The organism is Halomonas sp. IOP_6 (assembly GCF_021151565.1).
Taxonomy (GTDB): Bacteria; Pseudomonadota; Gammaproteobacteria; order Pseudomonadales; family Halomonadaceae; genus Vreelandella; species Vreelandella alkaliphila.
This window is the reverse complement of the sequence record NZ_JAIRBO010000002.1, coordinates 180497-202958: the sequence shown is the minus strand read 5'-3', so window position 1 is coordinate 202958 and position 22462 is coordinate 180497. Positions and strand designations below refer to the sequence as shown.

The 22462-nt window shown below is 53.6% G+C and carries 20 protein-coding genes; 4 read left to right on the top strand and 16 right to left on the bottom strand.

From position 1 onward, the window contains the following. Window positions 1–3 precede the first annotated feature (3 nt). Both K7H08_RS04505 and K7H08_RS04500 read right to left on the bottom strand, forming a co-directional pair. Window positions 4–1257, bottom strand: a complete 1254-nt coding sequence (locus K7H08_RS04505) for a restriction endonuclease subunit S (protein WP_051626417.1) — start codon at window positions 1255–1257, stop codon at window positions 4–6. Next, window positions 1254–3647, bottom strand: coding sequence for a type I restriction-modification system subunit M (locus tag K7H08_RS04500; protein WP_038481796.1), 2394 nt, complete (start codon window positions 3645–3647; stop codon window positions 1254–1256). Before K7H08_RS04500 ends, K7H08_RS04505 begins: the two co-directional genes overlap by 4 nt. Window positions 3648–3924: 277 nt before the next feature. Between K7H08_RS04500 and K7H08_RS04495 the strand changes: the two genes are divergently transcribed. Next, window positions 3925–4089 carry a hypothetical protein gene (locus K7H08_RS04495; RefSeq protein WP_167541171.1) on the top strand — a complete coding sequence of 55 codons (165 nt, stop codon included), beginning with the start codon at window positions 3925–3927 and terminating at the stop codon, window positions 4087–4089. 16 nt (window positions 4090–4105) lie between these two features. Here K7H08_RS04495 and K7H08_RS04490 read toward each other — a convergent pair whose 3' ends face one another. The 3 genes from K7H08_RS04490 to guaB form a co-directional block, all read right to left on the bottom strand. After that, window positions 4106–4717: a Fic/DOC family protein gene (locus K7H08_RS04490; RefSeq protein WP_038481792.1), complete on the bottom strand. Its 612-nt coding sequence runs from the start codon at window positions 4715–4717 to the stop codon at window positions 4106–4108. Between the two features lie 181 nt (window positions 4718–4898). Next, window positions 4899–6476 carry a glutamine-hydrolyzing GMP synthase gene (gene guaA, locus K7H08_RS04485; RefSeq protein ID WP_231657298.1) on the bottom strand — a complete coding sequence of 526 codons (1578 nt, stop codon included), beginning with the start codon at window positions 6474–6476 and terminating at the stop codon, window positions 4899–4901. Window positions 6477–6572: 96 nt separating this feature from the next. After that, window positions 6573–8042, bottom strand: a complete 1470-nt coding sequence (gene guaB / locus K7H08_RS04480) for an IMP dehydrogenase (protein ID WP_198348574.1) — start codon at window positions 8040–8042, stop codon at window positions 6573–6575. Between the two features lie 175 nt (window positions 8043–8217). On the opposite strand from guaB, the gene xseA reads away from it, so the two are divergent. Further along, window positions 8218–9558 (top strand): exodeoxyribonuclease VII large subunit, encoded by a 1341-nt coding sequence (gene xseA / locus K7H08_RS04475; RefSeq protein WP_231657297.1) that lies wholly within the window; start codon window positions 8218–8220, stop codon window positions 9556–9558. A 32-nt stretch (window positions 9559–9590) separates the two neighbouring features. On the opposite strand, the gene K7H08_RS04470 is transcribed toward xseA, so the two are convergent. The 9 genes from K7H08_RS04470 to K7H08_RS04430 all read right to left on the bottom strand — a co-directional run bounded on the left by K7H08_RS04470 (window position 9591) and on the right by K7H08_RS04430 (window position 17734). After that, the gene (locus K7H08_RS04470; protein ID WP_167457092.1) at window positions 9591–9749 is read right to left on the bottom strand and encodes a hypothetical protein; all 159 of its coding nucleotides are present in this window, start codon (window positions 9747–9749) and stop codon (window positions 9591–9593) included. 179 nt (window positions 9750–9928) lie between these two features. After that, complete coding sequence (locus K7H08_RS04465) at window positions 9929–10882, bottom strand: MurR/RpiR family transcriptional regulator (protein WP_231657296.1); 954 nt, start codon at window positions 10880–10882, stop codon at window positions 9929–9931. Further along, entirely contained in the window at window positions 10854–11885 is a 1032-nt protein-coding gene (locus K7H08_RS04460; RefSeq protein ID WP_231657295.1) for a C45 family autoproteolytic acyltransferase/hydolase, read from the bottom strand. Before K7H08_RS04460 ends, K7H08_RS04465 begins: the two co-directional genes overlap by 29 nt. After that, on the bottom strand, window positions 11878–12606 hold the full coding sequence (glnQ, locus tag K7H08_RS04455) for a glutamine ABC transporter ATP-binding protein GlnQ (protein ID WP_038481777.1): 729 nt from the start codon (window positions 12604–12606) through the stop codon (window positions 11878–11880). Before glnQ ends, K7H08_RS04460 begins: the two co-directional genes overlap by 8 nt. Next, window positions 12603–13259, bottom strand: a complete 657-nt coding sequence (glnP, locus tag K7H08_RS04450; protein ID WP_095602626.1) for a glutamine ABC transporter permease GlnP — start codon at window positions 13257–13259, stop codon at window positions 12603–12605. Before glnP ends, glnQ begins: the two co-directional genes overlap by 4 nt. A gap of 67 nt (window positions 13260–13326) precedes the next feature. Next, window positions 13327–14064, bottom strand: coding sequence for a glutamine ABC transporter substrate-binding protein GlnH (gene glnH / locus K7H08_RS04445; RefSeq protein ID WP_095602627.1), 738 nt, complete (start codon window positions 14062–14064; stop codon window positions 13327–13329). Window positions 14065–14318: 254 nt separating this feature from the next. After that, the gene (gene argA / locus K7H08_RS04440) at window positions 14319–15632 is read right to left on the bottom strand and encodes an amino-acid N-acetyltransferase (protein WP_038481768.1); all 1314 of its coding nucleotides are present in this window, start codon (window positions 15630–15632) and stop codon (window positions 14319–14321) included. 146 nt (window positions 15633–15778) lie between these two features. Continuing rightward, window positions 15779–17044 (bottom strand): inorganic phosphate transporter, encoded by a 1266-nt coding sequence (locus tag K7H08_RS04435; RefSeq protein ID WP_038481765.1) that lies wholly within the window; start codon window positions 17042–17044, stop codon window positions 15779–15781. Window positions 17045–17053: 9 nt separating this feature from the next. Continuing rightward, the gene (locus tag K7H08_RS04430; protein ID WP_038481762.1) at window positions 17054–17734 is read right to left on the bottom strand and encodes a TIGR00153 family protein; all 681 of its coding nucleotides are present in this window, start codon (window positions 17732–17734) and stop codon (window positions 17054–17056) included. A gap of 135 nt (window positions 17735–17869) precedes the next feature. Here K7H08_RS04430 and K7H08_RS04425 point away from each other — a divergent pair, with 135 nt between their 5' ends. After that, entirely contained in the window at window positions 17870–18778 is a 909-nt protein-coding gene (locus K7H08_RS04425; protein ID WP_038481760.1) for a CYTH domain-containing protein, read from the top strand. A gap of 29 nt (window positions 18779–18807) precedes the next feature. Next, window positions 18808–19725: an ion transporter gene (locus K7H08_RS04420; protein WP_231657294.1), complete on the top strand. Its 918-nt coding sequence runs from the start codon at window positions 18808–18810 to the stop codon at window positions 19723–19725. Window positions 19726–19800: 75 nt separating this feature from the next. Here the strand turns inward: K7H08_RS04420 and K7H08_RS04415 are convergent, their stop codons facing one another. Beyond that, a complete protein-coding gene (locus K7H08_RS04415) occupies window positions 19801–21225 on the bottom strand; it encodes an esterase-like activity of phytase family protein (protein ID WP_231657293.1) in 1425 nt (474 codons plus the stop codon). A 366-nt stretch (window positions 21226–21591) separates the two neighbouring features. Then, entirely contained in the window at window positions 21592–22368 is a 777-nt protein-coding gene (locus tag K7H08_RS04410) for a 5'-nucleotidase, lipoprotein e(P4) family (protein WP_120385678.1), read from the bottom strand. Window positions 22369–22462: the final 94 nt, after the last annotated feature.

The window sequence follows — 22462 nt, the reverse complement described above, 5'->3', positions numbered from 1 at the left end:
TCCTTAAATCACCTTGATCTTGCCCGTCACCGCCGCATTGATAAGGCTGGTTTTGTATTCCTTGAGCTTGGCGATCTGCTCTTGCTTGATTGAAATGGCGTGGCTGACTTTCTCTGAAATCTGCTCAGAATACTGAATGATTTCTTTCTGCTCCGCTAGCGGCGGGAGGGTAGTCATCAAGTCTCGAAAATCATCCCAGTAGAGGCGTTTTCGGAAATCTGCAATACCCTTTGAACCAGCATCCATTTGTCGAATAAAATTTGGAGTTCGGTATAGGAGTTCAAAGTAATCGCCTGCCAAGTAACCCACTGGGCGTGCCACAACATAGGCAGGGCTGACCATCCCGTGAGTATGTACTGCTCCAATGCCACCCTGCCAAGCACGCATCATGTTGTAGGCGATATCGCCTGGCAGAACTTCCTTATAGGAGCTGCGGTTTTCGATCTTCACAATCGAACGGATGTTCTCTTCCTCAGATAGTTCCTCCTTCGAGACGCCGCTGTGGATTGAGACGGAAAGTACCGGAAGATCAGCGTTGCCTAGCTGCTTGATTTCTCGAAAGAGCGCAAAGTTTCGCCGCACCTCCCAATGCGCAGGAATCTCACCAATCCAGTCGATACCGCTGTCCTTCATGGTCGCATAAGGGTTCAGACCGCGAGTAACGGCCTGCTGGATCAGTACCTGCCTGCGCTCGCGCAGGAGTTTGATCTGCGCTTCCTTGATCCGCACTGCCTTGTCGATCTTGGCGCATTTGTCATCCAGGAATGAAGCAATAGCGCGTTGTTCTGGAATTGAGGGGAGCAAAAAGTCGATATCTTTAAGCTTACTCCGAGAAAGCTCGACAAATGTTGTTCCTTGTCCTGCCGCTTCCAACCGCACCTTCTGGGCAAGTGTTAGCCAATAGGCAAAATCGCCTACTATATCCTCGTTTGGAACAAGCCCTTTGCAGCCCTGGTTAAAGCAAAGCTCATTGCCAGCGATTGCTACATGTCCGATTGGAGCACGCGCGGAAAGAATGATCGTTCCTTCTGGTACAAGTGTCGTTCCGCAACTTTTGTATCCCGCCCGCGTCAGGTTTCTTTCTCCATGATTGATGATTCGTGATGTGAGCTTCCCCAGATCGGCTGGCCCCACCCATGGCACGTCACCATCCCAGAAGTGCTCAGTGCCTGATGCTGGAGTGGCACCATTCACGATATCAAAGCAATTCCAGATCTTGCGCTGTTCCCAGCCATTGGCTTCGGTTCCGTTTTTCATTCCACCGACTCCAGCTTGGTCGCCACCTCAACACCGAGAATATCGGCAATCAGCCCGTCGGCCTTTTGCTCCAGCGCCAGAATATCTCGTGTCACCTCATCAAGGTTACGCAGCGGCTTATGGCGATAAAAGTATTTGTTGAAACTGATCTCGTAGCCGATTTTGACGCTATCAAGGTTGACCCAGGCTTCCTCTACATGCGGTTTCACTTCCGCCAGGAAATAACGGTGGATGCTGTCCTTTAGCGGCACGCTTTCCGCATCGCGCAGGTCAGTGGCGCTCTCATAGGTCAGGTAGCTGCCATCCGGCTGGCAGTAGTAACCAAAGTCTGCCAGCTGCTCCACTGTGCACCCAAAGCGTTCGGTAAGGCCTGCCAGACCCTCTGCTGAAAGCTGATAGCGCTTGCCAATGACCTTCTCCGCTTTTTCGTCGTACCAGCTAACGGCATTCAGAATGACGTTTTTCTCGGTTGCAGAGAGCTTGGTTTTGCGCGCTTTGACTGCTCTGGTGACGGCATCGCGGAAGGCGTTGAAGTCGGCGGTTTCCTCGGTGCCAATATCGTCCATCAGTTGAGTGGCGATGTTCACCAGGTCGTGTAATTTCGTCCAGTATTTCGTATCAATCAGTTTGCCACGCTGCTTGGCGTTCAGGGTAATGCCCTGCTCCTCGCACCAGGCAGTGATGGCCTTGGTCTCGCCCTTCAGAAAACCCGCTTCGTAGACCTTTTCTCCATGTTCCGCCCAGAGCCACTCCATCGGCTCGCGCAGGCTTTTATCAAAACGCAGCGGTGCGATTCGCTCGGCACTGAAGCCCGCACGGCGGCGATCAGGGCGTTCGATAGTCACTTTGTGGTAGCCGAAATCTTCGTTGTCGAAGAGTTTCACGGCAATGCCCACGGGGTCATTGTTGGCGTCAACCTTACGCTCGATAGGCGCAAAATTTAGATAGGCATTGGTAATCTGTTGGACGTGCTCGTCGGAGAACTCGCAGTTCTTGTCGCCCAAATTCTTGCGCAGTTTGCGGAAGAGCAGGTTAGCGTCAATCAGTTGAACACGGCCTTTGCGTGCCTCGGGCTTGGCGTTGGTCAGCAGCCAGATATAGGTGGTGATACCGGTGTTGTAGAAGAGGTTATTCGGCAACTGGATGATGGTATCCAGCATATCGTTTTCGATGATGTAGCGGCGGATATTGGACTCGCCGCTGCCCGCGTCGCCGGTAAACAGGCTGGAGCCGTTATGAACACTGGCAATGCGCGAGCCAAGAGGGCTGGTGCCAGCAGGCTTCATCTTGTTAACCATCTCCATCAGGAACAAAAGCTGACCATCCGACGAGCGCGGGGTGGCATCTACGGTCTCTTTATTGCCCCAGTAATCAGCCAGCTCGACCTGAAAGCGAGGATCAATGACGTCTTTGCCGTCTTTGATATATTTCACCTCGCTGTTCCAGCTTTTCCCGTAGGGCGGGTTGGAAAGCATAAAATCGAAACGCTGGGCCGAAAACTCATCGGTAGAGAGCGTAGAGCCAGGGCGGATGTTCTCAGGGTTATTGCCCTTGATCATCATGTCCGACTTGCAGATCGCGTAGGTCTCATCGTTGATCTCTTTACCGTAGAGATAGACGTCTCCTTTCGCTTGGATCTGCCCTTCGGGGTCTTTGATATAGTTCTGTGCTTCCGTCAGCATGCCTCCTGACCCGCAGGCTGGATCATAAATCGTCATGAGCGGTGGGAGCTTACCCTTGATCGGATCGAACATCAGGTGAGTCATAAGGTGAATCACCTCACGCGGGGTGAAGTGCTCCCCCGCTTCCTCGTTGTTCTCCTCGTTAAACTTACGGATCAGCTCTTCAAACACATAGCCCATGCCAAGGTTCGACAACCCCGGCAAGACGTTACCTTCGGGGTCTTCAGCATCATGGGGTGTCAGGTTGATACGCGGCGAGACAAAGTTCTCAATGACATCCAGCAGCACTTGCTTGTTCGCCATATGGCGCATCTGCTCAAGGAGCTTGAAACGGGTGATGATCTCTTTGACGTTGTCGCTGAAACCATCAAGGTAATCCTCAATGTTCGCCAGCAAAATTTGCTGGTTGTTGGTCGCGGTGCTGTGCAGCTTTTTCAGCGTCCACTGGCTGATGTTGTAAAAAACGTAGCCTGAAGCATCTTTCAAAGGCTCGTCATCAAGTTCGAGCGCCTTCATATCCTCTTTCTGGTAACGAACTTCTTCAAGAACCGTCTCTTTGGTTGGCTCTAGCAGCGTGTCCAAACGGCGTAATACCACCATGGGCAGAATGACATCGCGGTATTTGCCACGGACGTAGACATCACGCAGACAGTCGTCGGCAATTTTCCAAATGAAGGAGACAAGGCTGTTATGAGAAGCGTGATTCATTGAATATTTATAACCTTTTGATTATTAAATAATTTAAATAGTAGACAGTTCAATATTTAAGGCATGGCATCTTAACATGGGGCAGCGCATCGTTAGGCAAATTCACCAATTGGCATGCTTTACATCTAACACAGTGAGTCAAAAGCACCCAACACGTCGAAATGCATCTGATACGCTTTGATTGCACCACCTGACCACCTTTTAGACTAGGTAACAGGCACGACAGCCCTGCGAGGTTACTGCTATAATAACTACTGGTCTGCCTAGGAGCATTGTGATGGTTCGTAAAACCCCAACTGATAAAGTCACTGTTTCACGCGAGCGTATTTTGCGTGCAGTGGCTAGCTCAAGCGCAATTGAAACAGGCGAGCGCACAGCAGTGATTGAGAAGCGTCTCAAATCTCATGCGCGTCGTTTTACCAAGTTAACCCTAGCTCTCTGAGACTATCAGCTCGTTCTCACTGTATTTCCAAAACATCTCGAACTAAGCGTTCAACAAACTGATAATCACCGTCACGTCCGGCTTGAATCGCTTTGAAGTAGTAGTCTTTATGCTCGTTCCACAGACTGTAATCGAGTGGTTGAGCACCTGCTTTGACGGCCATCACATCCAATAGTAAACGCGATATTCTCCCATTACCCTCTCGGAATGGGTGAATCAATATGAACTCAACATGCATTTCGGCAAGAAAGGCCACGAGCTGTTCGTCGTCCATTTCCGGCAGCTTAGCAAAGCGTGATAGATAACGATCTTCGAACTCTTGTGCCAGCTTCTGGATCTGTATAGGCGACGCAAACCGAATATTCGGTTTGGACATATCAACGGTTCGATATTGCCCCGCCCAACGATAAACGTTGCCCAGCCAGGTTCTATGCCACTGGCAAATTGTTTGGAAAGTGAGCGTTTCAGGGAAGTCGTCAAAAACCTGTATATAGAGATCTTCAAGCAGCTCCGTTTCTGCAACATTCATCTCTGTTGGGTCAGTGATTTCTACGAGATTTCCCAGCACCCTATTTTCCGAGCCGGTTTGGTATTCGCCTTCGCTACCTGAAACAACGTAGCGACTCATAAGGCTGAACTAACCCGCCGCCTCTTTGTATATCGCATGTCTCAGTTCCCCCCCTATTCCGTTTGATCTCAATTTGCTCGCCATGCAATTCACAATGAGCATACTCACAAAATACAAAAGGCCGCTCGATACGTCGAGCGGCCTTGATGAGTCTAGCCAATCATCCACTAAGTGGAGACGATCACTCCCACTCAATAGTAGCAGGCGGCTTGCTACTCACGTCATAAGTCACCCGCGAAACACCTTCCAACTCATTGATAATCCGGTTGGATACCTTCTCCAGCAGCTCGTAGGGCAGGTGCGCCCAGCGGGCGGTCATGAAGTCGATGGTTTCTACCGCGCGTAGCGCGATAACCCATTCGTAGCGGCGGCCGTCGCCTACTACACCTACCGATTTCACCGGTAGGAACACGGCGAAGGCTTGGCTGGTTTTTTCGTACCAACCGGCGGCGCGCAGTTCTTCGATGTAGATGGCGTCGGCATCACGCAGGATGTCGGCGTACTCTTTCTTCACTTCACCCAGAATGCGCACGCCCAGGCCGGGGCCAGGGAACGGGTGGCGGTAGACCATATCGTAAGGCAGGCCGAGTTCTAGGCCGAGTTTGCGCACTTCGTCTTTAAACAGTTCGCGCAGCGGCTCGACCAGCTTGAGCTTCATGGTTTCCGGCAGGCCACCAACGTTGTGGTGGGATTTGATCACGTGCGCTTTGCCGGTTTTAGAGGCGGCGGATTCGATCACGTCCGGGTAGATGGTGCCCTGGGCCAGGAAGTCGACGCCTTCAATTTTGCTGGCTTCTTCATCGAATACGTCGATAAAGGTGTTGCCGATAATCTTGCGCTTGGCTTCCGGGTCATTTTCGCCCTTCAGCTTGCCGAGGAACAGGTCTTCGGCGTCGACACGGATCACCTTCACGCCCATGTGCTTGGCGAAGGTTTCCATCACTTGGTCGCCTTCGTTTTTGCGCAGCAGGCCGTTATCGACGAATACGCAGGTCAGCTGGTCGCCAATGGCTTTGTGCAGCAGCGCTGCTACAACTGAGGAGTCGACACCACCGGAAAGGCCAAGCAGTACATGGCGGTCGCCCACTTGCTCGCGTACGCGCTGTACTTGGTCTTCGATGATTTGTGCCGGCGTCCAGAGTTTTTCAGCGCCGCAAATATCCAGCACGAAGTGCTCAAGAATGCGCTGACCTTGCAGGGTGTGGGTCACTTCCGGATGGAACTGTACGCCGTAGAACTGCTTCTCTTCCCAGGCCATAGCGGCAATCGGGCAGCTCGGCGTGGAAGCGGTCACGGTGAAGGTGTCAGGCACCTGGGAGACTTTGTCGCCGTGGCTCATCCATACGTCTAGCAGGCCTTTGCCGCTGTCGGTATCGATGTGGTCCTTGATGTCTTTGAACAGCGGGGTGTCGCCGTCGATTTGAATCTGGGCGTAGCCAAATTCGCGCTGGTTAGAGCCTTCAACTTTGCCGCCAAGCTGCTCGGCCATGGTCTGCATGCCGTAGCAGATACCAAACACCGGCAGGCCCATTTCGAACACGCACGCCGGTGCTCGCGGGGAATCCAACTCGGTCACCGATTCCGGGCCACCAGCCAGGATGATGCCATTAGGGTTGTATTCGCGAATTTCTTCTTCGGTGATGTCGAAGGCGCGGATTTCGGAGAATACACCGATCTCACGCACACGGCGGGCGATCAGCTGGGTGTACTGGGAGCCGAAGTCGAGAATCAGGATCTTATGGGCGTGAATGTCACTCATGGCGGGGTCTCGGTTAAGCGGTGTGGGTGCCGCTGTTAAGGCCAAAAAGCAAGCGGCGGGGCAATGCCCGCCGCGCCATTTAACTAAACGTGCTGGTTAGCTCACCCGGTAGTTGGGAGCTTCTTTGGTGATCTGCACGTTGTGAACGTGGGATTCGTTAAAGCCAGCGCTGGTAATTTGTACAAATTCCGGCTTGGTACGCATTTCTTCAATACTGCGGCAGCCGGTGTAACCCATGGAGGCGCGCAGGCCGCCCATCAGCTGGTGAACGATAGCGCCCATCATGCCTTTATAGGGTACGCGGCCTTCAATGCCTTCCGGCACCAGCTTCTCGGCACCTTCGCTCTTGTCTTGGAAGTAGCGGTCGGCGCTGCCCTGGCTCTGAGACATGGCACCCATGGAGCCCATGCCGCGGTAGGCTTTGTAGGTACGGCCTTGGTAAAGCTCAACTTCACCCGGCGCTTCTTCGGTACCGGCCAGCAGGCCACCGACCATTACGGCGCTTGCGCCAGCGGCGATGGCTTTGGCTAAGTCACCCGAGAAGCGAATGCCGCCGTCGGCGATCAGCGGAATATCGAACTCTTTCAGCGCTTCCGCCACGTTAGACACCGCGGTGATTTGCGGAACGCCAACGCCTGCCACAATACGCGTGGTGCAGATAGAACCGGGGCCAATGCCCACTTTAACGGCGTCTGCGCCCGCTTCAGCCAGCGCTTTGGCGGCAGCGCCGGTGGCAATGTTGCCGCCAATCACTTGAATGTTGGGGAAGTTCTCTTTGATCCAGCGTACGCGGTCGATAACACCTTTAGAGTGACCGTGGGCAGTATCAACAATGATCACATCGACACCGGCTTCGGCCAGCGCAGCAACGCGATCAGGCGTTTCCGGGCCAGTGCCCACGGCAGCACCTACCAGCAAGCGGCCGTCGCTGTCTTTGGCAGCCATCGGGTAAGTGCGGGCTTTTTCGATGTCTTGGAAAGTTACCAAACCGCGCAGATGAAACTCGTCATCCACAATCAGCATTTTCTCGATGCGGTGTTCGCGCATTTTGGCTTTGCTGGTTTCAAGGTCGGTGCCTTCCTTGACGGTAACCAACCGCTCGCGGGGGGTCATGATGTCCGCTACGCTGTCGCCGTGGTTAGGCTGGAAGCGCATATCACGCTCGGTCACAATACCCACCAGGGTTTCGCCTTCTACGACGGGAAAGCCTGAGAAGCCGTTCTCACGCGCCATCGCCAGCAGGTCATCCAGCTTCGCCTTAGGGCTAACGGTGACCGGATCTTTTACAATCACGCTTTCGTGCTTTTTAACCTTACGCACTTCAGCAGCTTGCTGACTCATGGTCATGCTCTTATGGATAATGCCGATGCCGCCTTCCTGAGCCATCGCAATTGCTAGACGCGCTTCGGTAACGGTATCCATTGCAGCGGAAAGCAGCGGGATATTGAGTGAAATATTGCGGGTCAGGCGGGTTTTGAGGCTGACATCCTTGGGCAGAATATCGGAGAAGCCGGGAACGAGGAGTACGTCATCGAACGTAAGTGCTTCTTGGGCCATACGTAGCATAGCGGCAACACCCTGATAGAAGAGGAAGTGGGGCGTGGAAAGTTAATCCCCTATTATAGCGTTTTGAGGGCCTTTCCAGCAATGTGAAGAAGGTTTTCAATCCAGACCAATGGCTAATAAGCTAGGATTCTTGCGAAAGCTACCCGCTCGCTCATTCTCTTTTTAAGGTTGCTCTATGCCCGATACACCACAAGCGCTTTCTGTTAGTCAGTTGAATCAGCGCGCCAAACAGACCCTTGAGCGCGATGTGGGCGAAGTGTGGGTAGAAGGCGAGCTTTCCAATGTTTCCCGCCCGGCGTCTGGGCATATTTACTTCACCTTGAAGGATGACCGCGCGCAGATTCGCTGTGCGCTGTTTCGCCAGCGGGCGCGTTTTGTGGCGGCACCAATGCGTGATGGCGATCAGGTAAAACTGCGCGGTAGGGTCTCGCTGTTCGAACCGCGCGGCGACTATCAGTTGATTGCCGACGCCGTACAGGCGGCGGGCCTGGGGGAACTGCTGGCAGCGTTTGAGCGCCTAAAAGCGCAGCTGGAAGGAGAAGGCGTGTTTGCCAATACGCGCCCCCTGCCCTTTCCTCCCCGCAAAATTTTGATATTGAGTTCCGCCAGCGGCGCAGCGATTCGCGATGTGTTGGCGGTACTGGCGGCGCGCTGGCCACTGGCAGATGTCACGCTGATTCCGGTGCCTGTACAAGGCACCGAGGCCGCCCCTGCAATGATTTCGGCGCTGGGGTTACTGAACCGACAGGCGCGCTTAGACCCTGACCAGGATGTGGTGCTGATCACCCGCGGCGGCGGTAGCTTAGAAGACCTGTGGGCGTTTAATAACGAGCATCTGGCACGGGCGATCTTTCACTCCCGCTTGCCGGTGATGTCGGCGGTGGGTCACGAAGTGGATGTCACCCTGGCGGATTTCGCCGCCGATATACGCGCCCCTACCCCATCAGCAGCGGCCGAGCGTTTAGTGCCTGACCAACATGCACTTAAGCAGCAATTAACACAGCTAGAAAACCGCTTACAGCGTGCCATGCAGGCACGCTTAGAGCGGGATAGCCAACGGTTGGATACTTTGCGCGCCCGCCTTCGCCACCCAGGCGAGCAGCTTGAGCGTCAACGCCAGCACGTTACCGCCCTTTGCCAACGGCTGCAGCGCGCCATGCAGCAAACCGTTCAGCAGCAGCAAGTGCGGGTCACCCAGTTAAGCAAACGCTTAGCCAGCCAAGACATGGTGCGCCTGCACCGCGTAGAGCAAGAGCGTGTTAGTCAGCTCCAGCGCCGTTTAGCCAGCGCTATGCAGCGGGCGCTGGAAGTGCGTCAGGCACGCTTGAGTAGCGCCGCCCGTGAACTAAATGCCATCAGCCCGCTTGCGGTGTTGGGGCGCGGCTATGCCATTGCCCAGGATGAAAAAGGCCATGTCATCCGCCGGGCAGAGGACACCGCGCCAGGCCAGAAGCTCTCGCTAAGGCTAGGCGAAGGCAGGCTAAACGTGGAAGTAAAACGGCGCTACAAACAGTAGCGCCGCAGGAATAACGCATTGTTGAAGGGCGGTTACTCTTTCTTAGAAGGCGAGCTTTTGGAAGACGAGTCGCCGTCGCTATCGGGATTGACGTGATGCGTGTCGGGCATCGGATTGGCGTCGTCTTGGTCGTCGTCGCGTTGATCTTTCTTCTGCTCTTTCTTTGCGTCGTCTTTATCGGGCTGCTGCATAGTGCCTCCTAATCCTTGGTGGTCGCCGTAGGAATCACGTCAGCTGCTAACGTGAACAGGCCTCACTCACTATAGTCGCTAGCCGATGACTTACCATGGTGTAAAACTGCTAACACCAGCGCTATCTCACCACTTTGATGCAGATAAAAAACAAAACAATCACTTGGAGGCTTTAGCTCTTAACGCATTTCAATATCCAGCTCGGTGATAAAGCGGTCCCGTCGCGAAATTGCCTTACCTGCTTCATCTCCTGACAGCGTGGCACAGGCATTAATCAGGCACTCCATGGCGGCAAAATAAGCCACCATGCTGTTGGAAATAAAGCTGCTTTCATGGGGCACCAGGATAGATACCTGGGCATACTCGACCAATGCGGAGCTGGCGTAGTCGGTTACGGCCAAGGTTTGAATGCCATGAGCCTGCGCCATCCGGCACACATCCACCACTTGGCGCGTATAGGGCTGGCAACTGGCGGCAATCAGCACGTCACCTTCCGATAACGACGCCAGCCCTTCCGCAACCCCATTGGTGGCGTCGCTAAGCAGCGCTACATCAGGGCGCAGCATGCCTAACCCGTAGGCTGAGAAACTGCATAGCGCATGAAACTGACGTACTCCGTACAACCGAACCCTGGGCGCACTGATCACTGTTTGGGCGAAAGTTTCAATATCATCATGCTTCACCCCTTGCAGAAAGCGGTCGATATTGTGCTTATTTTCAGCGCATAACTGCTCCGCCTGGACATGCAAACTGTGCTTGTCTGCTGCCAACGCGCTGGCAGCATGGTCGCGGTAAAAAGAGGCAGAAGAGGTAAAGTTCGCGCTCAACAGAACTCTTTGTAGATCGCTGAAACGGGCATAACCGAGAGAGCGTGCCAAACGAGAAATACTCGATGGGTTGACCTCTAGCCGACGAGCTGCCGAAGAAATAGACAGCAGCACCTGATCCCCCTGAAGGTCGATCAGGCGTGCCAGCACTTCCCGCGATTTGGGGCCAAGACGTAGCTCGCTCTCGCCCCGGGCAATGCTAAGCGCCAGTTCACGTAGGCCATCAACGGTTTCCGGGGGCTGGCACTCAGCTACCGAGTGTTTAGAGGGCGAAGAGTCAACTTGCGAAGAAGAGTTTTCCGTCATAAGCCGGTGGCGCTCCAGGGCGATCATAAAGTTGCCATGCTACACCATCCACTTCAAGACGCATGACCGCCGTGACCAGAGTATTCTCGTGATCAGGGTCGTCAGCGCTCAGTCGCAGAATGGGCAGACCGCTGGCTTGTTGATCATGCAAGATGGCCAACGGCGCAGTCTCTCCTTCCGCTAGCAGCTGATCTCCACGCTGCTGTCGGTCTCGTGAGGAGTCAGTAATCCATTGAGATGCCAGACCACTGGGGTGATACAGCGCATGATTAGCATGCACGCTGGGGGCATTGAGTACTAGCTGGGCAGCTTCCCCACCACCAAACTCAATACTCATCACCTCTCGCTGCCCGCATTCGGCCAGCGAAAAATGAAAGCCACCGCACTCATTGTAACGCTGCAACAGTGCCACGACGCCGGCCACATTGGGTTGGCTTAATGCCGCCCGTCCTAACACCATTCTTGGCACCCTGGGCGTAACATTAAGCAAACGCAAATTATTGACCGCCTGCACCCAGCCCTGGCGGGTAAACGCCAGCGTGTGGCCCGGTATCGAGCCGGGGTAGCAGAAAGCGGTAAACCCCTCTCCCATTGCTGATGTCACTTCAGCCATAAAACAGTGGCCACGGAAGAATGGCAGGCCATCCTCATTATGCGCCACCAGCGGTGTTTCTCCGGAGAGAACCAAAGTCGTGCAGCCGTCCGGTGCATGGGCCAACAGGTCACCCCGGCAGTTCCAGGCAAATACCGCTTCAATGGGCAGGTTAAGTCCTTCCGCAAGTCCCTCTAGCTCTTCCCACACTTGAGGAAAATCACGCTGCGTATTGGCTGCCATGGTAGCAACAGCGTTCCGGTGAATTGGGTCGTTAATTTCAGCCCAGATAGCGCTTGGCAGCAAAAAGCGATGCACCGCATCGCGGCCTGCGCGCCCAAGGGCAACGCCGATGTCGCGTGGCTGCCCATTGATAATCTGCCAGCCAATAGAGCTCGTTTGTTTAGACATGGCGCAGAAAATCCTTCATCCGGTCATTAGGCGGGTTATCAATGACATCAACAGGGTTGGCATCAACCGCAATTTTGCCGTGCTCCATAAAAATCAAGCGCGTGCCAACCTGCTTGGCGAAGGACATCTCATGGGTCACCACCACCATGGTCATCTGCTCTTCTGCCAGTTTCTGCATAACATTCAGTACTTCCTGCTTGAGTTCAGGATCAAGCGCTGAGGTAGGCTCATCAAACAGCATTACTTTGGGTTTGATCGCCAACGCCCGAGCAATAGCGACCCGCTGCTGCTGCCCACCAGAAAGCTCATGAGGATAGTGTTTCGATTTATCCCCCAGGCCGACTTTTTCCAATAGTTCCTGGGCACTATTATCAGCCGCCTTACGTCCCATTTTGCGCACATGGCGTTGGCCAAAGGCCACATTTTCCAGCGCTGTCATTTGTGGAAATAGGTTGAACTGCTGGAAGACCATGCCCGCTTCCTGGCGAATTTCGCGTAGCGTTTTGTTGCCACCCTTAACGCTCATGCCGTCAACGAGAAGGTCACCCGAAGTGATCATTTCCAGCCCGTTAATACAGCGCAGCAAGGTGGATTTTCCAGAACCGGACGGTCCTATTAGCACGACCACTTCGCCACGATTGATATCCAGGTCAACCTTATCAAGTACCTTAAGCTGGCCAAAGTGCTTGGACACATTCTTGAACTCTATGATGGCGCTCATAAGATCCTCATCCGCTTCTCAATGATACGCAGCAGCAGCGACAACGTGCCGGTCATAATCAGGTAGAACACGGCAACTGCCGTCCATATTTCGACCGCGCGGAAGTTAGCCGCCATGATTTCCTGGCCGGTGCGCGTCAGTTCGCCAACACCGATCACAATAAACAAGGAGGTATCTTTCAGGCTGACAATGCACTGGTTACCCAGCGGCGGAATTAAGCGGCGAAAGGCGAGTGGACCAACGATATAGACCACCACTTTCCAGCGTGGCAAACCAATGGCGCGTCCTGCCTCGGTTAATCCTTTTGAAATTGATAGCACTGCGCCACGTACAATCTCAGCAACGTACGCCCCAGCATTAATGACAATCGCAAGGATTGCTGTCGTCATCGGGTCAATGCGGATATCCACCAGCACCGGCAAGGCGAAGTACAGAAACATCACCTGTACAACAATCGGCGTGCCTCGAATGATTTCGACGTAGATAAACGCCAGTGTATTGAGAATATATCCACCGTAGGCGCGCATCAGGCCAATAACAGCCCCCAGTGCAATACCACCGATCAACCCCGTTACGGTGATATACAGCGTGATTTTTGCGCCATTGAGCAACGCGGGCAAAAATCCTATAACAATCGACCAATCGATATTCATCTAGACTCTCCTGGCAATGCAACGTCAGCGGAGGAAGCCCTCCGCTAGTAAATAAAACTTCAGGAGATTATTTGCTGGGCGCTTCGCCGAACCACTTCGCATAAATTTCGTCGTAGCGGCCATCTTCCCGCATAGCCGCTAATGCTTGGTTAACTGGCTCGACCAGCTCGCTTCCCTTGGGGAACGCAATGCCATACTCGTGCGCCATCATCTGTTCACCCACGGCTTTTACCTGGCCGTCACCAGCGGTGGCAATGTAGTAGAGAACATTGGGCGTATCATGCATCGCGGCATCAACGCGGCCGGTGCGTAACTCCAGGTAGGCATTGTCGATATTGGGGAACTGGCGTAGCTCGGTGTCGGTGAAGTTTTCCCGTGCATAGTCAGCAGCAGAGGTGCCGGTGCGAACGGCCAGCATTTTACCTGCTAAGTCTTCTGCACTTTCGATATCACTATCAATTGGCACCATGATGCGGAAGCCGCTTTCGTAGTAGCCATCCGAAAAATCAATCACCTCAGCACGGTCTTCACGGATAGTAATCCCCGCCAGGGCAACATCTAACTGGCCAGTCTGCAGGCCGGGAATAATGCCATTGAAATCCATTGGCCTTAGTTCGAAATCCAGCTCAAGCTCTTCGGCAATCATTGTCCACATATCGATATCAAAACCGACATATTCACCGTCTTGAGCAAACTCAAAGGGCACAAAGGCAGTATCAGTGGCAACCACTAGCTTGTCTGCGGCGGCAGTCGCTGCAGTGAGAGAAAATGCAGTAGCAGCCATTAACGTGGTTAGTGTTTTCATGGAGAAATCCTCGTGACGTCGATGTTATTGGTTATGTGTGAGTGACGTAGCGTGTAGATAACGGTGTTGTTATTGGTTTGGTTTAGATGGGCTTGGATTGGCTTTGCCGAGTTTATCTACAAGCGCATCTGCAAATATAATTGCACAAATTAATAAAATGACCAAATATTTGCATTTATTTTTTACACGCATGCGAAACCGGGTGTCGCAAAGACACCCGGCTCATCTAGATATTTCTCTTTAAGTAAGCGTTTTTAGGCTAGATTTTTCACCAACACCTTGGATTTTCGGGCGTGGTTGTAGGCTTCGCGTTTTAACGGCGGCAGGTCATCTAGGCTAGCGGGACGGAAGCCGTGTTCGACAAACCAATGGGCCGTGTGGGTAGTTAACACAAACATTTCGGAAAGCCCACGCTGCCGGGCGCGGCGTTCTAATGCTTCCACTAAGCGCTCGCCGCGCTCACCGCCGCGATAGTTACCGTGCACCGCGACACAGGCCATTTCCCCCACCGTGGTGTCTGGAAAAACATGCAATGCTGCACAGCCAATCACCATGCCGTCACGTTCGATGACCATGTAGTCGTCGATTTCGTGCTCTAGTCGTTCCCGCGAACGAGCCACCAACATGCCACGTCGCTCCAGCGGCTCCAGCAGCTCTAGTAGGCCAGCGACGTCATTCAACGTGGCTGGGCGCAGTTGCTCGTAGCGGTGCTGGGTGATCATGGTGCCAACGCCGTCACGGGTGAATAACTCCCCTAGCAGTGCATCATGGTTACGCCAGGAAAGCAGGTGGGTGCGCGCTACCCCTTCCCTGGCGGCGGTGCAGGCGGCGTTCAAGTGGCGTGCCAACTCACTGCCCGGTAACGCCTGTTGCAGGCGCGGCTCGGCCTCTGCCGGGGAAAGCTGGCGCAATAGCGCGCCCTGCTCGTCTTCAAGCCCTTCCGATTCGCCTAATAGAATCAGCTTATCCGCTTTCAGCGCGACGGCAGCATGTTGTGCGACTTCCGAGGCATCTAAATCAAACACTTCACCTGTGCTGGAGAAACCCAGCGGCGGCAGCAGCACTAGCGAGCCTTTTTCCAACAGCCCTTCAATGGCGCTCGAGCGCACTCGGCGTACTTCACCACTGTGATCAAAATCGACGCCTTCGCGCACTCCTAATGGCTTAGCGGTCACCAAGTTGCCGGAAATCACGCTAAGCTCTACACCGTGTAGTGGCGTGCTAGGCAGCCCCAAGGAAAGACGAGCTTCTAGCCATAAGCGCTGGTGCGCGGCCACCTGTTCCACGTGGGTCATCACCGCTCGGTCAGCTACCCAACGGCCATCCACCCGTGTTGGCTCGACACCGGCAGCCGTCAATGCGTCATGCACTTGTGGGCGAATACCAAACACCACAACTAGCCGCACCCCCAGGGTGTGTAGCAGCGCTAAATCCTGAATCAGCTGCTCTCCTCGGCCAGACGCCATGGCTTCGCCCTCAATTAAGATGACAAAGGTTCGTCCCCGGTGCGCGTTAATGTAAGGGGAAGCATTACGAAACCAATCAACAAAAGGGAAGCGTGTGTCCAAGGGCCGCTCTCCGGCAGCAGGTGAATGAAAGTATCAGCGTTTACTTTAACAGAGCATAAAAAACAGCGGCACCTTCTTGTGAAAAAGAAGATGCCGCTGTGCGTTTGGCCAAGCAGTAACGTATTGGGCTGGGTTATCCCTTGCTGTTAACCAAACATGCCTTTGAACATAAAGAAGAACAGAATAGCCAAACCAGCCCCGGCAGGTAGCGTAATCAGCCATGACATGGCGATGGTGCCAATGACACGCAGGTTAAGTGCCGCCATACCCCGAGCAAGCCCTACACCTAATACCGCCCCTACCAGTGTATGGGTGGTTGAAATCGGCAGACCCGTACCGGAAGCTAATACCACCGTGGTCGCTGCTGCCAGCGTGGCGGCAAAACCACGACTGGGAGTGAGTTCAGTAATACCGGTTCCTACGGTGGCAATGACTTTGTGGCCGTAAGTTACTAAGCCCACCACGATGCCACCACCGCCCAGTACCAATACCCACCAGGGCACTAGCGCAGAGCCTTCAATTTGGCCGCCAGTTTGTACCACGCTAATGACCGCCGCAAGCGGACCAACCGCGTTCGCAACGTCGTTAGAGCCGTGAGCAAACGCCATGGCACATGCAGTAAAGATCATTAATACGCCGAAGACGCGCTCAACGTTGGCGTATCCAAAGTGGTCGTTGGCATTTTTCTCGAACTTGATACGACGCTGCATCAACAGGCCAATACCCATGATCACAAGCCCTAACAAAATCGATAGCAGCAGGCTTTGACTAAAGGTCAGGTCCAGCCCAACGTGAGATAGGCCTTTGGTTAGCGTGACCATCGCCACAATAAAACCAACCAAAAATACGTAGCCCGGTACATAGCGTTTGGCAGCAGCAAATGGATTATCATTTTCAAAAATCAGGTGATGCACTGATTTAAACAGCACAAAACCGATAGTACCTGCCAACAGAGGAGAAACGACCCAGCTTGCCGCAATGGTGCCAACAGCGCCCCAATCCACCGTAGAAGCACCCAATCCCGCTACGGCAAAGCCCACAATGGCACCTACAATGGAATGCGTCGTGGAAACCGGCCAACCTTTCATCGATGCTGCCAGTAGCCAAGTACCCGCTGCCAGCAACGCTGCCAGCATACCGTACACCAGTAACTGCGGGTCTTCCTGGAGCAACTCTGGGTCGATAATGCCTTTACGAATGGTGTTGGTCACTTCACCACCCGCCAGCCAAGCACCTAAAAACTCAAAGACAACCGCAATTATAATGGCTTGTTTGATGGTGATCGCTTTTGACCCCACCGAGGTTCCCATCGCATTGGCAACATCATTCGCACCAACGCCCCAAGCCATAAAAAAGCCAAACAAACAGGCCAGAATGATAAAAATTTCACCGTGCTGGGCAATAATCTGCATAGGTATCCCTTAGCGTGCGGTCAAAATCTGTAGGCGGCTGCCCACGCGTTCAGCGCGATCAGAAACTTCACCGACCCACTCAATGATTTTGTAAAGGAAAATCACATCAACAGGAGGAAGTTGGCTTTCAAGCTCAAACAGCTGGCGACGTATCGCGATCTGCTGGCTGTCAGCTTGGTGCTCAAGTGTGTGCAGCTCACGGATCATATTCTGCATAACATCGGAAACATTGCGTCCAAAACCGGACTCAAGCAGCTCTTTCAGCTCTTCAAGCGCTTGGCGAGCCTGGGCCACACACGCCACGCTGGTACGCATATAATCGCGCATGGGATCGGCCAGCTCATCGGGTACGCGCATTTTACGCCCCAGCATAATGCCGGTAATGTCGCGCACCTTGTTGGCGATCTTATCCTGCACGCTGATAAGGTCGAGCAAGTCGGACCGCGAGACGGGAAGAAACATCGTATTGGGCAGGTTAAGCCGAAGCTCTGTTTTCAACGTGTCGGCGTCATGCTCTAAGCGGGTAACGTTTTCACGCAGTACAGCTGCGGTATCCCAATCACCGGCAAGCGATGCCTCGAAGAACGGCAACAGTTGGTCGGCACATTCATTGGCCTTGACGATGTGGGCCAGCAGCGGCTGGAATGGCGAGCGGCCAAACATCGCGGAAAAAGGGTTGGAGGTAACCATATAGCCTTTAGCCTGTTTTCGGGGAGCCTGGAAATGGCGGCGCCAGTATAAAGAGTGCGCTCGCCGCCGTCATGAAAAGTTCACAATGTCATGTAAAATTAATTGAAATGTCACAATACAAAGGTGGCTAATGTCATGAAAAATTCAACATCTACTGCTGATTCTGTTTCAGCGCCTACCGAAATAGAGCTTAAACTCGCCCTTGCGCCAGCTCAACTAAACACGCTGCTGTGCCACGCGGCACTAGCCGAAACACCCCAACGGCAACATTTGTCGAACAACTATTTCGATACCCCTGCGGGCGATATGGCGAATGCACGGATTGCCGTGCGCTTACGCCAAGTTGATGATCGCGTGCTACAAACGGTGAAAACTGCCGGTCATGGTGGTGGCGGCCTCTCTACCCGACAAGAGTGGGAGTGGCAAGTTCCTAGCCCACAGCTTGACCAGCATGGCTTAGCTACCCTACCGCCATTCAAAGGTTCACTAGGCACCGTCATTTCCGCGCTACGCCCTGCGCTGCGCACCGACTTTACCCGGCGCAGCTGGCAAATCAACTGGCAGGGAAGCCGTATAGAGCTAGTGTTGGACGAAGGAGAGATTGTCAGCGGTGGTGCTCAAGCGGCAATTTGCGAGGTCGAGCTGGAACTCAAAGCGGGTGAACCAGAGGCGCTTTGGGCGCTAGCATTAACGCTCGCGGAAAGCGTACCGCTGCGCCCTTCTGATACCAGCAAAGCCGCTCGCGGCAATGCATTAGGCGTGCAGCAGTGGGCACTACCTGAAGCTGACGCACCGGCTGAGTGGCTACACAGAGCCACAGTGGCGCTGGACGCCTACCACGATAGTGGTCTTGCGGAACACTTAACTATCGCACAGCAAGCGTTAGCCACACTGGCGACCCATCCCCAGTTAGATGAAAGCTCCCGCCGCGATGCTCAAACACTGACCACAGCACTGAATAAAAATGGCCATCCAACGTCCGCTTATGGCGCTGCTGCGTTAACCCTGGCGCATCGCTTCGCCTATCAAACCACGCTACGCTAGAAACATTCAGCCCACTTCAGGATGTCGCGATGAGTTTTCAATTAACTCCCGGTGCGGAAGGACTGCGCACACGGCTTTTCCATATTATCTTCGAGTCTGATACGCCGGGAGCCAAAGGGTTTGATATTGCGCTGATTATCGCCATTCTAATCAGCGTGGCGGTCATTTTGCTGGACAGCGTAGATAGTTATTCCGAACGCTACGGGCACATTTTCTACTATGCAGAATGGCTATTTACGCTACTTTTCAGCATTGAACTGGCGGTGCGGATTTACTGTTTAGAGCGCCCAACGATTTACCTCAAAAGCTTCTACGGCATTGTCGATGTGATCGCGATTATCCCAGCTTGGTTAGTACTATTGATGCCTGGTGCGCACGGACTCGTCATCGTAAGGATACTGCGAGTGCTACGCATCTTCCGGATTCTGAGGTTGATGGAGTTTATCGGCGAGGGGCGTTTACTGCTCGATGCGCTTAAACGCAGCCTTCGTCAAATCCTGCTGTTTTTTAGCAGCATCATGATGGTCGTCATACTGTTTGCTGCGCTGATGTACACCATCGAGTCGCCAGAAGCCGGCTTTACCAGTATTCCTATGTCGATGTATTGGGCGATCGTCAGTATGACCACGGTGGGCTACGGCGATATTGTCCCAGCCACGTCGTTAGGCAAAGCGATCACGATGATCCTGATGCTGTTGGGGTATTCGATTATCGCTGTGCCTACCGGGGTATTTTCCGCCCAGGTTATCCGCTCTATTCGTGAAGACCGTTATTCAGAAGAAGCCTGCCCCGGCTGTGGCCATGACCGCCACGAAAAGCGCGCTCGTTACTGCCTGCGCTGTGGCACCTGGCTGGATGAAGACAGCGAAGACCCACGTAAGAAAGAAGCAAACAAAAAAGATAGTCACGAGGGAGACGAAGACACAAACACGCCCCAGGACAGCTAAACAAAATAGCCAAACCTAGGGCGCGCAGCGTTCATTTAGAAGGGAGTTGCGTGGTTAGCTAGGCCGCTACGTTGATCAATCGGTGCTCAGGTCGGCCTCGATAATAAACAGGCGGCCGCCATCCACAGTGTTGGCGTCCAGCATTTTCTGCTCGAGTTGACCCTCAGTGGACCAGGTGGCGAAGTCATCGTCGTTCAGCACCCCCAAGCGTTGGTCATCAATCACCCATAGACCTTCCATTTTATCGTGGGGATAGTTGACTTCCGCCACCATACCCACCACCAGAGACTTGCTCACTGGCTCAATTCCAGCGCTGGCCAGAGCACCCCATCCCTGCTCTAGAACCACTTCTTCCAAGGTTTTGCCTGCCAAGGTTAGACCCAGTTCGGCATCCTGTTTCAGGTCGCCGTTGGCTGAGACCGTTTCAAGATTGGTGCCTGAGGCAAGGTCAATGCGATAAACCTGCTTCTGAGCATCGGGTGTCGCTGCCTCAGTGCCATCAGGACCACCGTTCAGAAAACGGCCATCTCGTTCAAGCACCAAAAACTCAGTGGCGCTCAGGGCAACAAGCTCTGAGTTGGAATTCTGGTTTTGCTCTTGGCGGTAGAGATACTGTCCAGTCTCGCCCGAGCCCAGGTCCACTGTGACGATGCGGGTGATATCCAGGTCTTTCACCGTGCTGCCCGGGTTGTACAGAGTGGACTGCATAATACCTACCAGCGTTTCCTCATCCGGCGTGATAGCCAGCCCTTCCATACCTCGGTTAGCACGCCGGTTGGCAAACTCTGCCGGCAGGTTCATCTCGACCCGGTCGTCGTCGGCAAAGGGGTTGATACGGCCGATTTCACGACCTTCAGCATCGAAGTGGACCATGTGCGGGCCATACTCATCGCTAACCCAGAAGGTGCCGTCCGAGAGTGCCACCAGCCCCTCGCCATCCAGACCATAATCATCCAAGCGGATCGGATTAGTAACTTCATTATAGGGCTGGCTATCGTCCACCAAGATCGGTTGACCATTGGCATGGTAAGGAGTTTCACCCGTTCCGCCGAGTGCCAAACTGTTAGGCAGGCCACTGATCTCGGTTCCATCGGGGCGCTTGAGCAGAATGGTAGTAACCTGTTCGATCACACCGTTCGCTTGAACCTCAAACAAGCCGATACGGGGCGTATAGTCCGGTGTCGGAAATATTTTTCCCTTGCCATAGTCACCAACAAAATTGGCATTGGGGCCGCGGTCAGTCAATGCATAGAAGCGCGTTGAATCCGTGGGATGAGCCGTCATTGCCGACCCAAAGCCACCATTACGGATCTCAAAAGCCTGCTGAGATTTGCCATCTAGTAGATCATCCCGTAATACGCTGTGGGGAAGAAACACACCAGCGGCGGGGAAGTTGTCGAACACGGAGGCATTGGTATCATCAGCGTTAGCGTTATCACCGCAGCCCACCAGCAGAGAGGACGTCAGTAAGGATGCCATAAAAAGCTTATGACGGTTCATTGGTTGGTTTCCTTATTGAATACAGGTTGACGCCCGTTGGCGTCTCAGCCGCCTCCACAGGCACAATTTCCACCGTGACCCAGGGCAAGGCAAGTTAAGAAAAGTCTAGTGGCAGGAATATCCAATGGGGGTGGAGCCGTCACGGTTGTCTTAATGAAACGCGCTCACACCGACAAGGTTCGATTTGTTATGGCATATCGCTATGTTCACGGCCACCAAGATAATTTAGTGACAACCAATGACAGGTGAATGACATGTTAGTGACTAGCGGCACGGGGACAACTTGCGGGGCTAATAAGGAAAACGCCCTGGCTATTAACCAGGGCGTCTCCTATATAGTAACGGCACGATGGAAGTGGTTACATTTTATTCGCTTTCAAACGGAGCTTCCCACGCGTTAAGCTCCGCGTCGCTCCAGCTTCCGTAACTGGCATTGGGGAAAACAATCCAGTCTTGACCAAAACGCTCAGCGTGGTCGTTAACCAGGTCGCGCTGCTCTTCAAGGCTTGCGCCGACAAAATCACCCGAGAAGTCATGCAGCGTATCGCCCAACTGCATCACTAATGTATGACTGTCTTCGACGATAGCGCGGCGCTCGGTCTTCGGTGGGCCAAGTAGCATGACGCGTTCGTCAGATACCTGGGGAAGCTCTAATGCTTCCATAGTGGCCAGCGTGTCCGCTTTATTTTCTTGGTAGCGATCCGACACATAGTAGATCGACACACCTTGCTCATCGGCAAATTCGAGAAAGTCTTTTGCCCCTGGGATCAAACGTGGCTCGCCCTCGCGCTCCCAATGCAACCAAGTATCCCAAGTAGTGAAGTCGTGGCAGGCCTGCATATCGCGCACTAGCAAAGCGCTGTTATCGATGAGCGTCTCATCCACATCGGTAATGATGGCCAAATCGGCACCCTCACCATGCACCTCAATCTGTTTTTCCAAGCGATAGGTCGCCAGTTCAAAGCCTTGGCGCTGTAAAGCAGTTATTTCTGCGGATTGCTGTTGGTAACGAAGCCCCATGGCGTACTCAACTTGATCACAAGCGCTAGCGTCGTCGGCTACTGCGTTCCCTGATAAAGGAAGTAGCGCCAAGCTTGCAAATGCGGTTGCAGTAGCAGCGTTGCGGTATCGAGATATCATCATTAAGCAATCTCCTGTCAGTGATGGTTATTAGGTTAAGAGGGGAATCCCACACCATCCATCATTATTAATTATCAATAGTAAGCATAATCATCAT

What these genes read in the sequence shown, in the direction of transcription:
- K7H08_RS04505 (WP_051626417.1), bottom strand. Translation starts at nt 1,257, where the DNA reads ATGAAAAACGGAACCGAAGCCAATGGCTGGGAACAGCGCAAGATCTGG.
- K7H08_RS04500 (WP_038481796.1), bottom strand. Translation starts at nt 3,647, where the DNA reads ATGAATCACGCTTCTCATAACAGCCTTGTCTCCTTCATTTGGAAAATT.
- K7H08_RS04495 (WP_167541171.1), top strand. Translation starts at nt 3,925, where the DNA reads ATGGTTCGTAAAACCCCAACTGATAAAGTCACTGTTTCACGCGAGCGT.
- K7H08_RS04490 (WP_038481792.1), bottom strand. Translation starts at nt 4,717, where the DNA reads ATGAGTCGCTACGTTGTTTCAGGTAGCGAAGGCGAATACCAAACCGGC.
- guaA (WP_231657298.1), bottom strand. Translation starts at nt 6,476, where the DNA reads ATGAGTGACATTCACGCCCATAAGATCCTGATTCTCGACTTCGGCTCC.
- guaB (WP_198348574.1), bottom strand. Translation starts at nt 8,042, where the DNA reads ATGCTACGTATGGCCCAAGAAGCACTTACGTTCGATGACGTACTCCTC.
- xseA (WP_231657297.1), top strand. Translation starts at nt 8,218, where the DNA reads ATGCCCGATACACCACAAGCGCTTTCTGTTAGTCAGTTGAATCAGCGC.
- K7H08_RS04470 (WP_167457092.1), bottom strand. Translation starts at nt 9,749, where the DNA reads ATGCAGCAGCCCGATAAAGACGACGCAAAGAAAGAGCAGAAGAAAGAT.
- K7H08_RS04465 (WP_231657296.1), bottom strand. Translation starts at nt 10,882, where the DNA reads ATGACGGAAAACTCTTCTTCGCAAGTTGACTCTTCGCCCTCTAAACAC.
- K7H08_RS04460 (WP_231657295.1), bottom strand. Translation starts at nt 11,885, where the DNA reads ATGTCTAAACAAACGAGCTCTATTGGCTGGCAGATTATCAATGGGCAG.
- glnQ (WP_038481777.1), bottom strand. Translation starts at nt 12,606, where the DNA reads ATGAGCGCCATCATAGAGTTCAAGAATGTGTCCAAGCACTTTGGCCAG.
- glnP (WP_095602626.1), bottom strand. Translation starts at nt 13,259, where the DNA reads ATGAATATCGATTGGTCGATTGTTATAGGATTTTTGCCCGCGTTGCTC.
- glnH (WP_095602627.1), bottom strand. Translation starts at nt 14,064, where the DNA reads ATGAAAACACTAACCACGTTAATGGCTGCTACTGCATTTTCTCTCACT.
- K7H08_RS04435 (WP_038481765.1), bottom strand. Translation starts at nt 17,044, where the DNA reads ATGCAGATTATTGCCCAGCACGGTGAAATTTTTATCATTCTGGCCTGT.
- K7H08_RS04430 (WP_038481762.1), bottom strand. Translation starts at nt 17,734, where the DNA reads ATGGTTACCTCCAACCCTTTTTCCGCGATGTTTGGCCGCTCGCCATTC.
- K7H08_RS04425 (WP_038481760.1), top strand. Translation starts at nt 17,870, where the DNA reads ATGAAAAATTCAACATCTACTGCTGATTCTGTTTCAGCGCCTACCGAA.
- K7H08_RS04420 (WP_231657294.1), top strand. Translation starts at nt 18,808, where the DNA reads ATGAGTTTTCAATTAACTCCCGGTGCGGAAGGACTGCGCACACGGCTT.
- K7H08_RS04415 (WP_231657293.1), bottom strand. Translation starts at nt 21,225, where the DNA reads ATGAACCGTCATAAGCTTTTTATGGCATCCTTACTGACGTCCTCTCTG.
- K7H08_RS04410 (WP_120385678.1), bottom strand. Translation starts at nt 22,368, where the DNA reads ATGATGATATCTCGATACCGCAACGCTGCTACTGCAACCGCATTTGCA.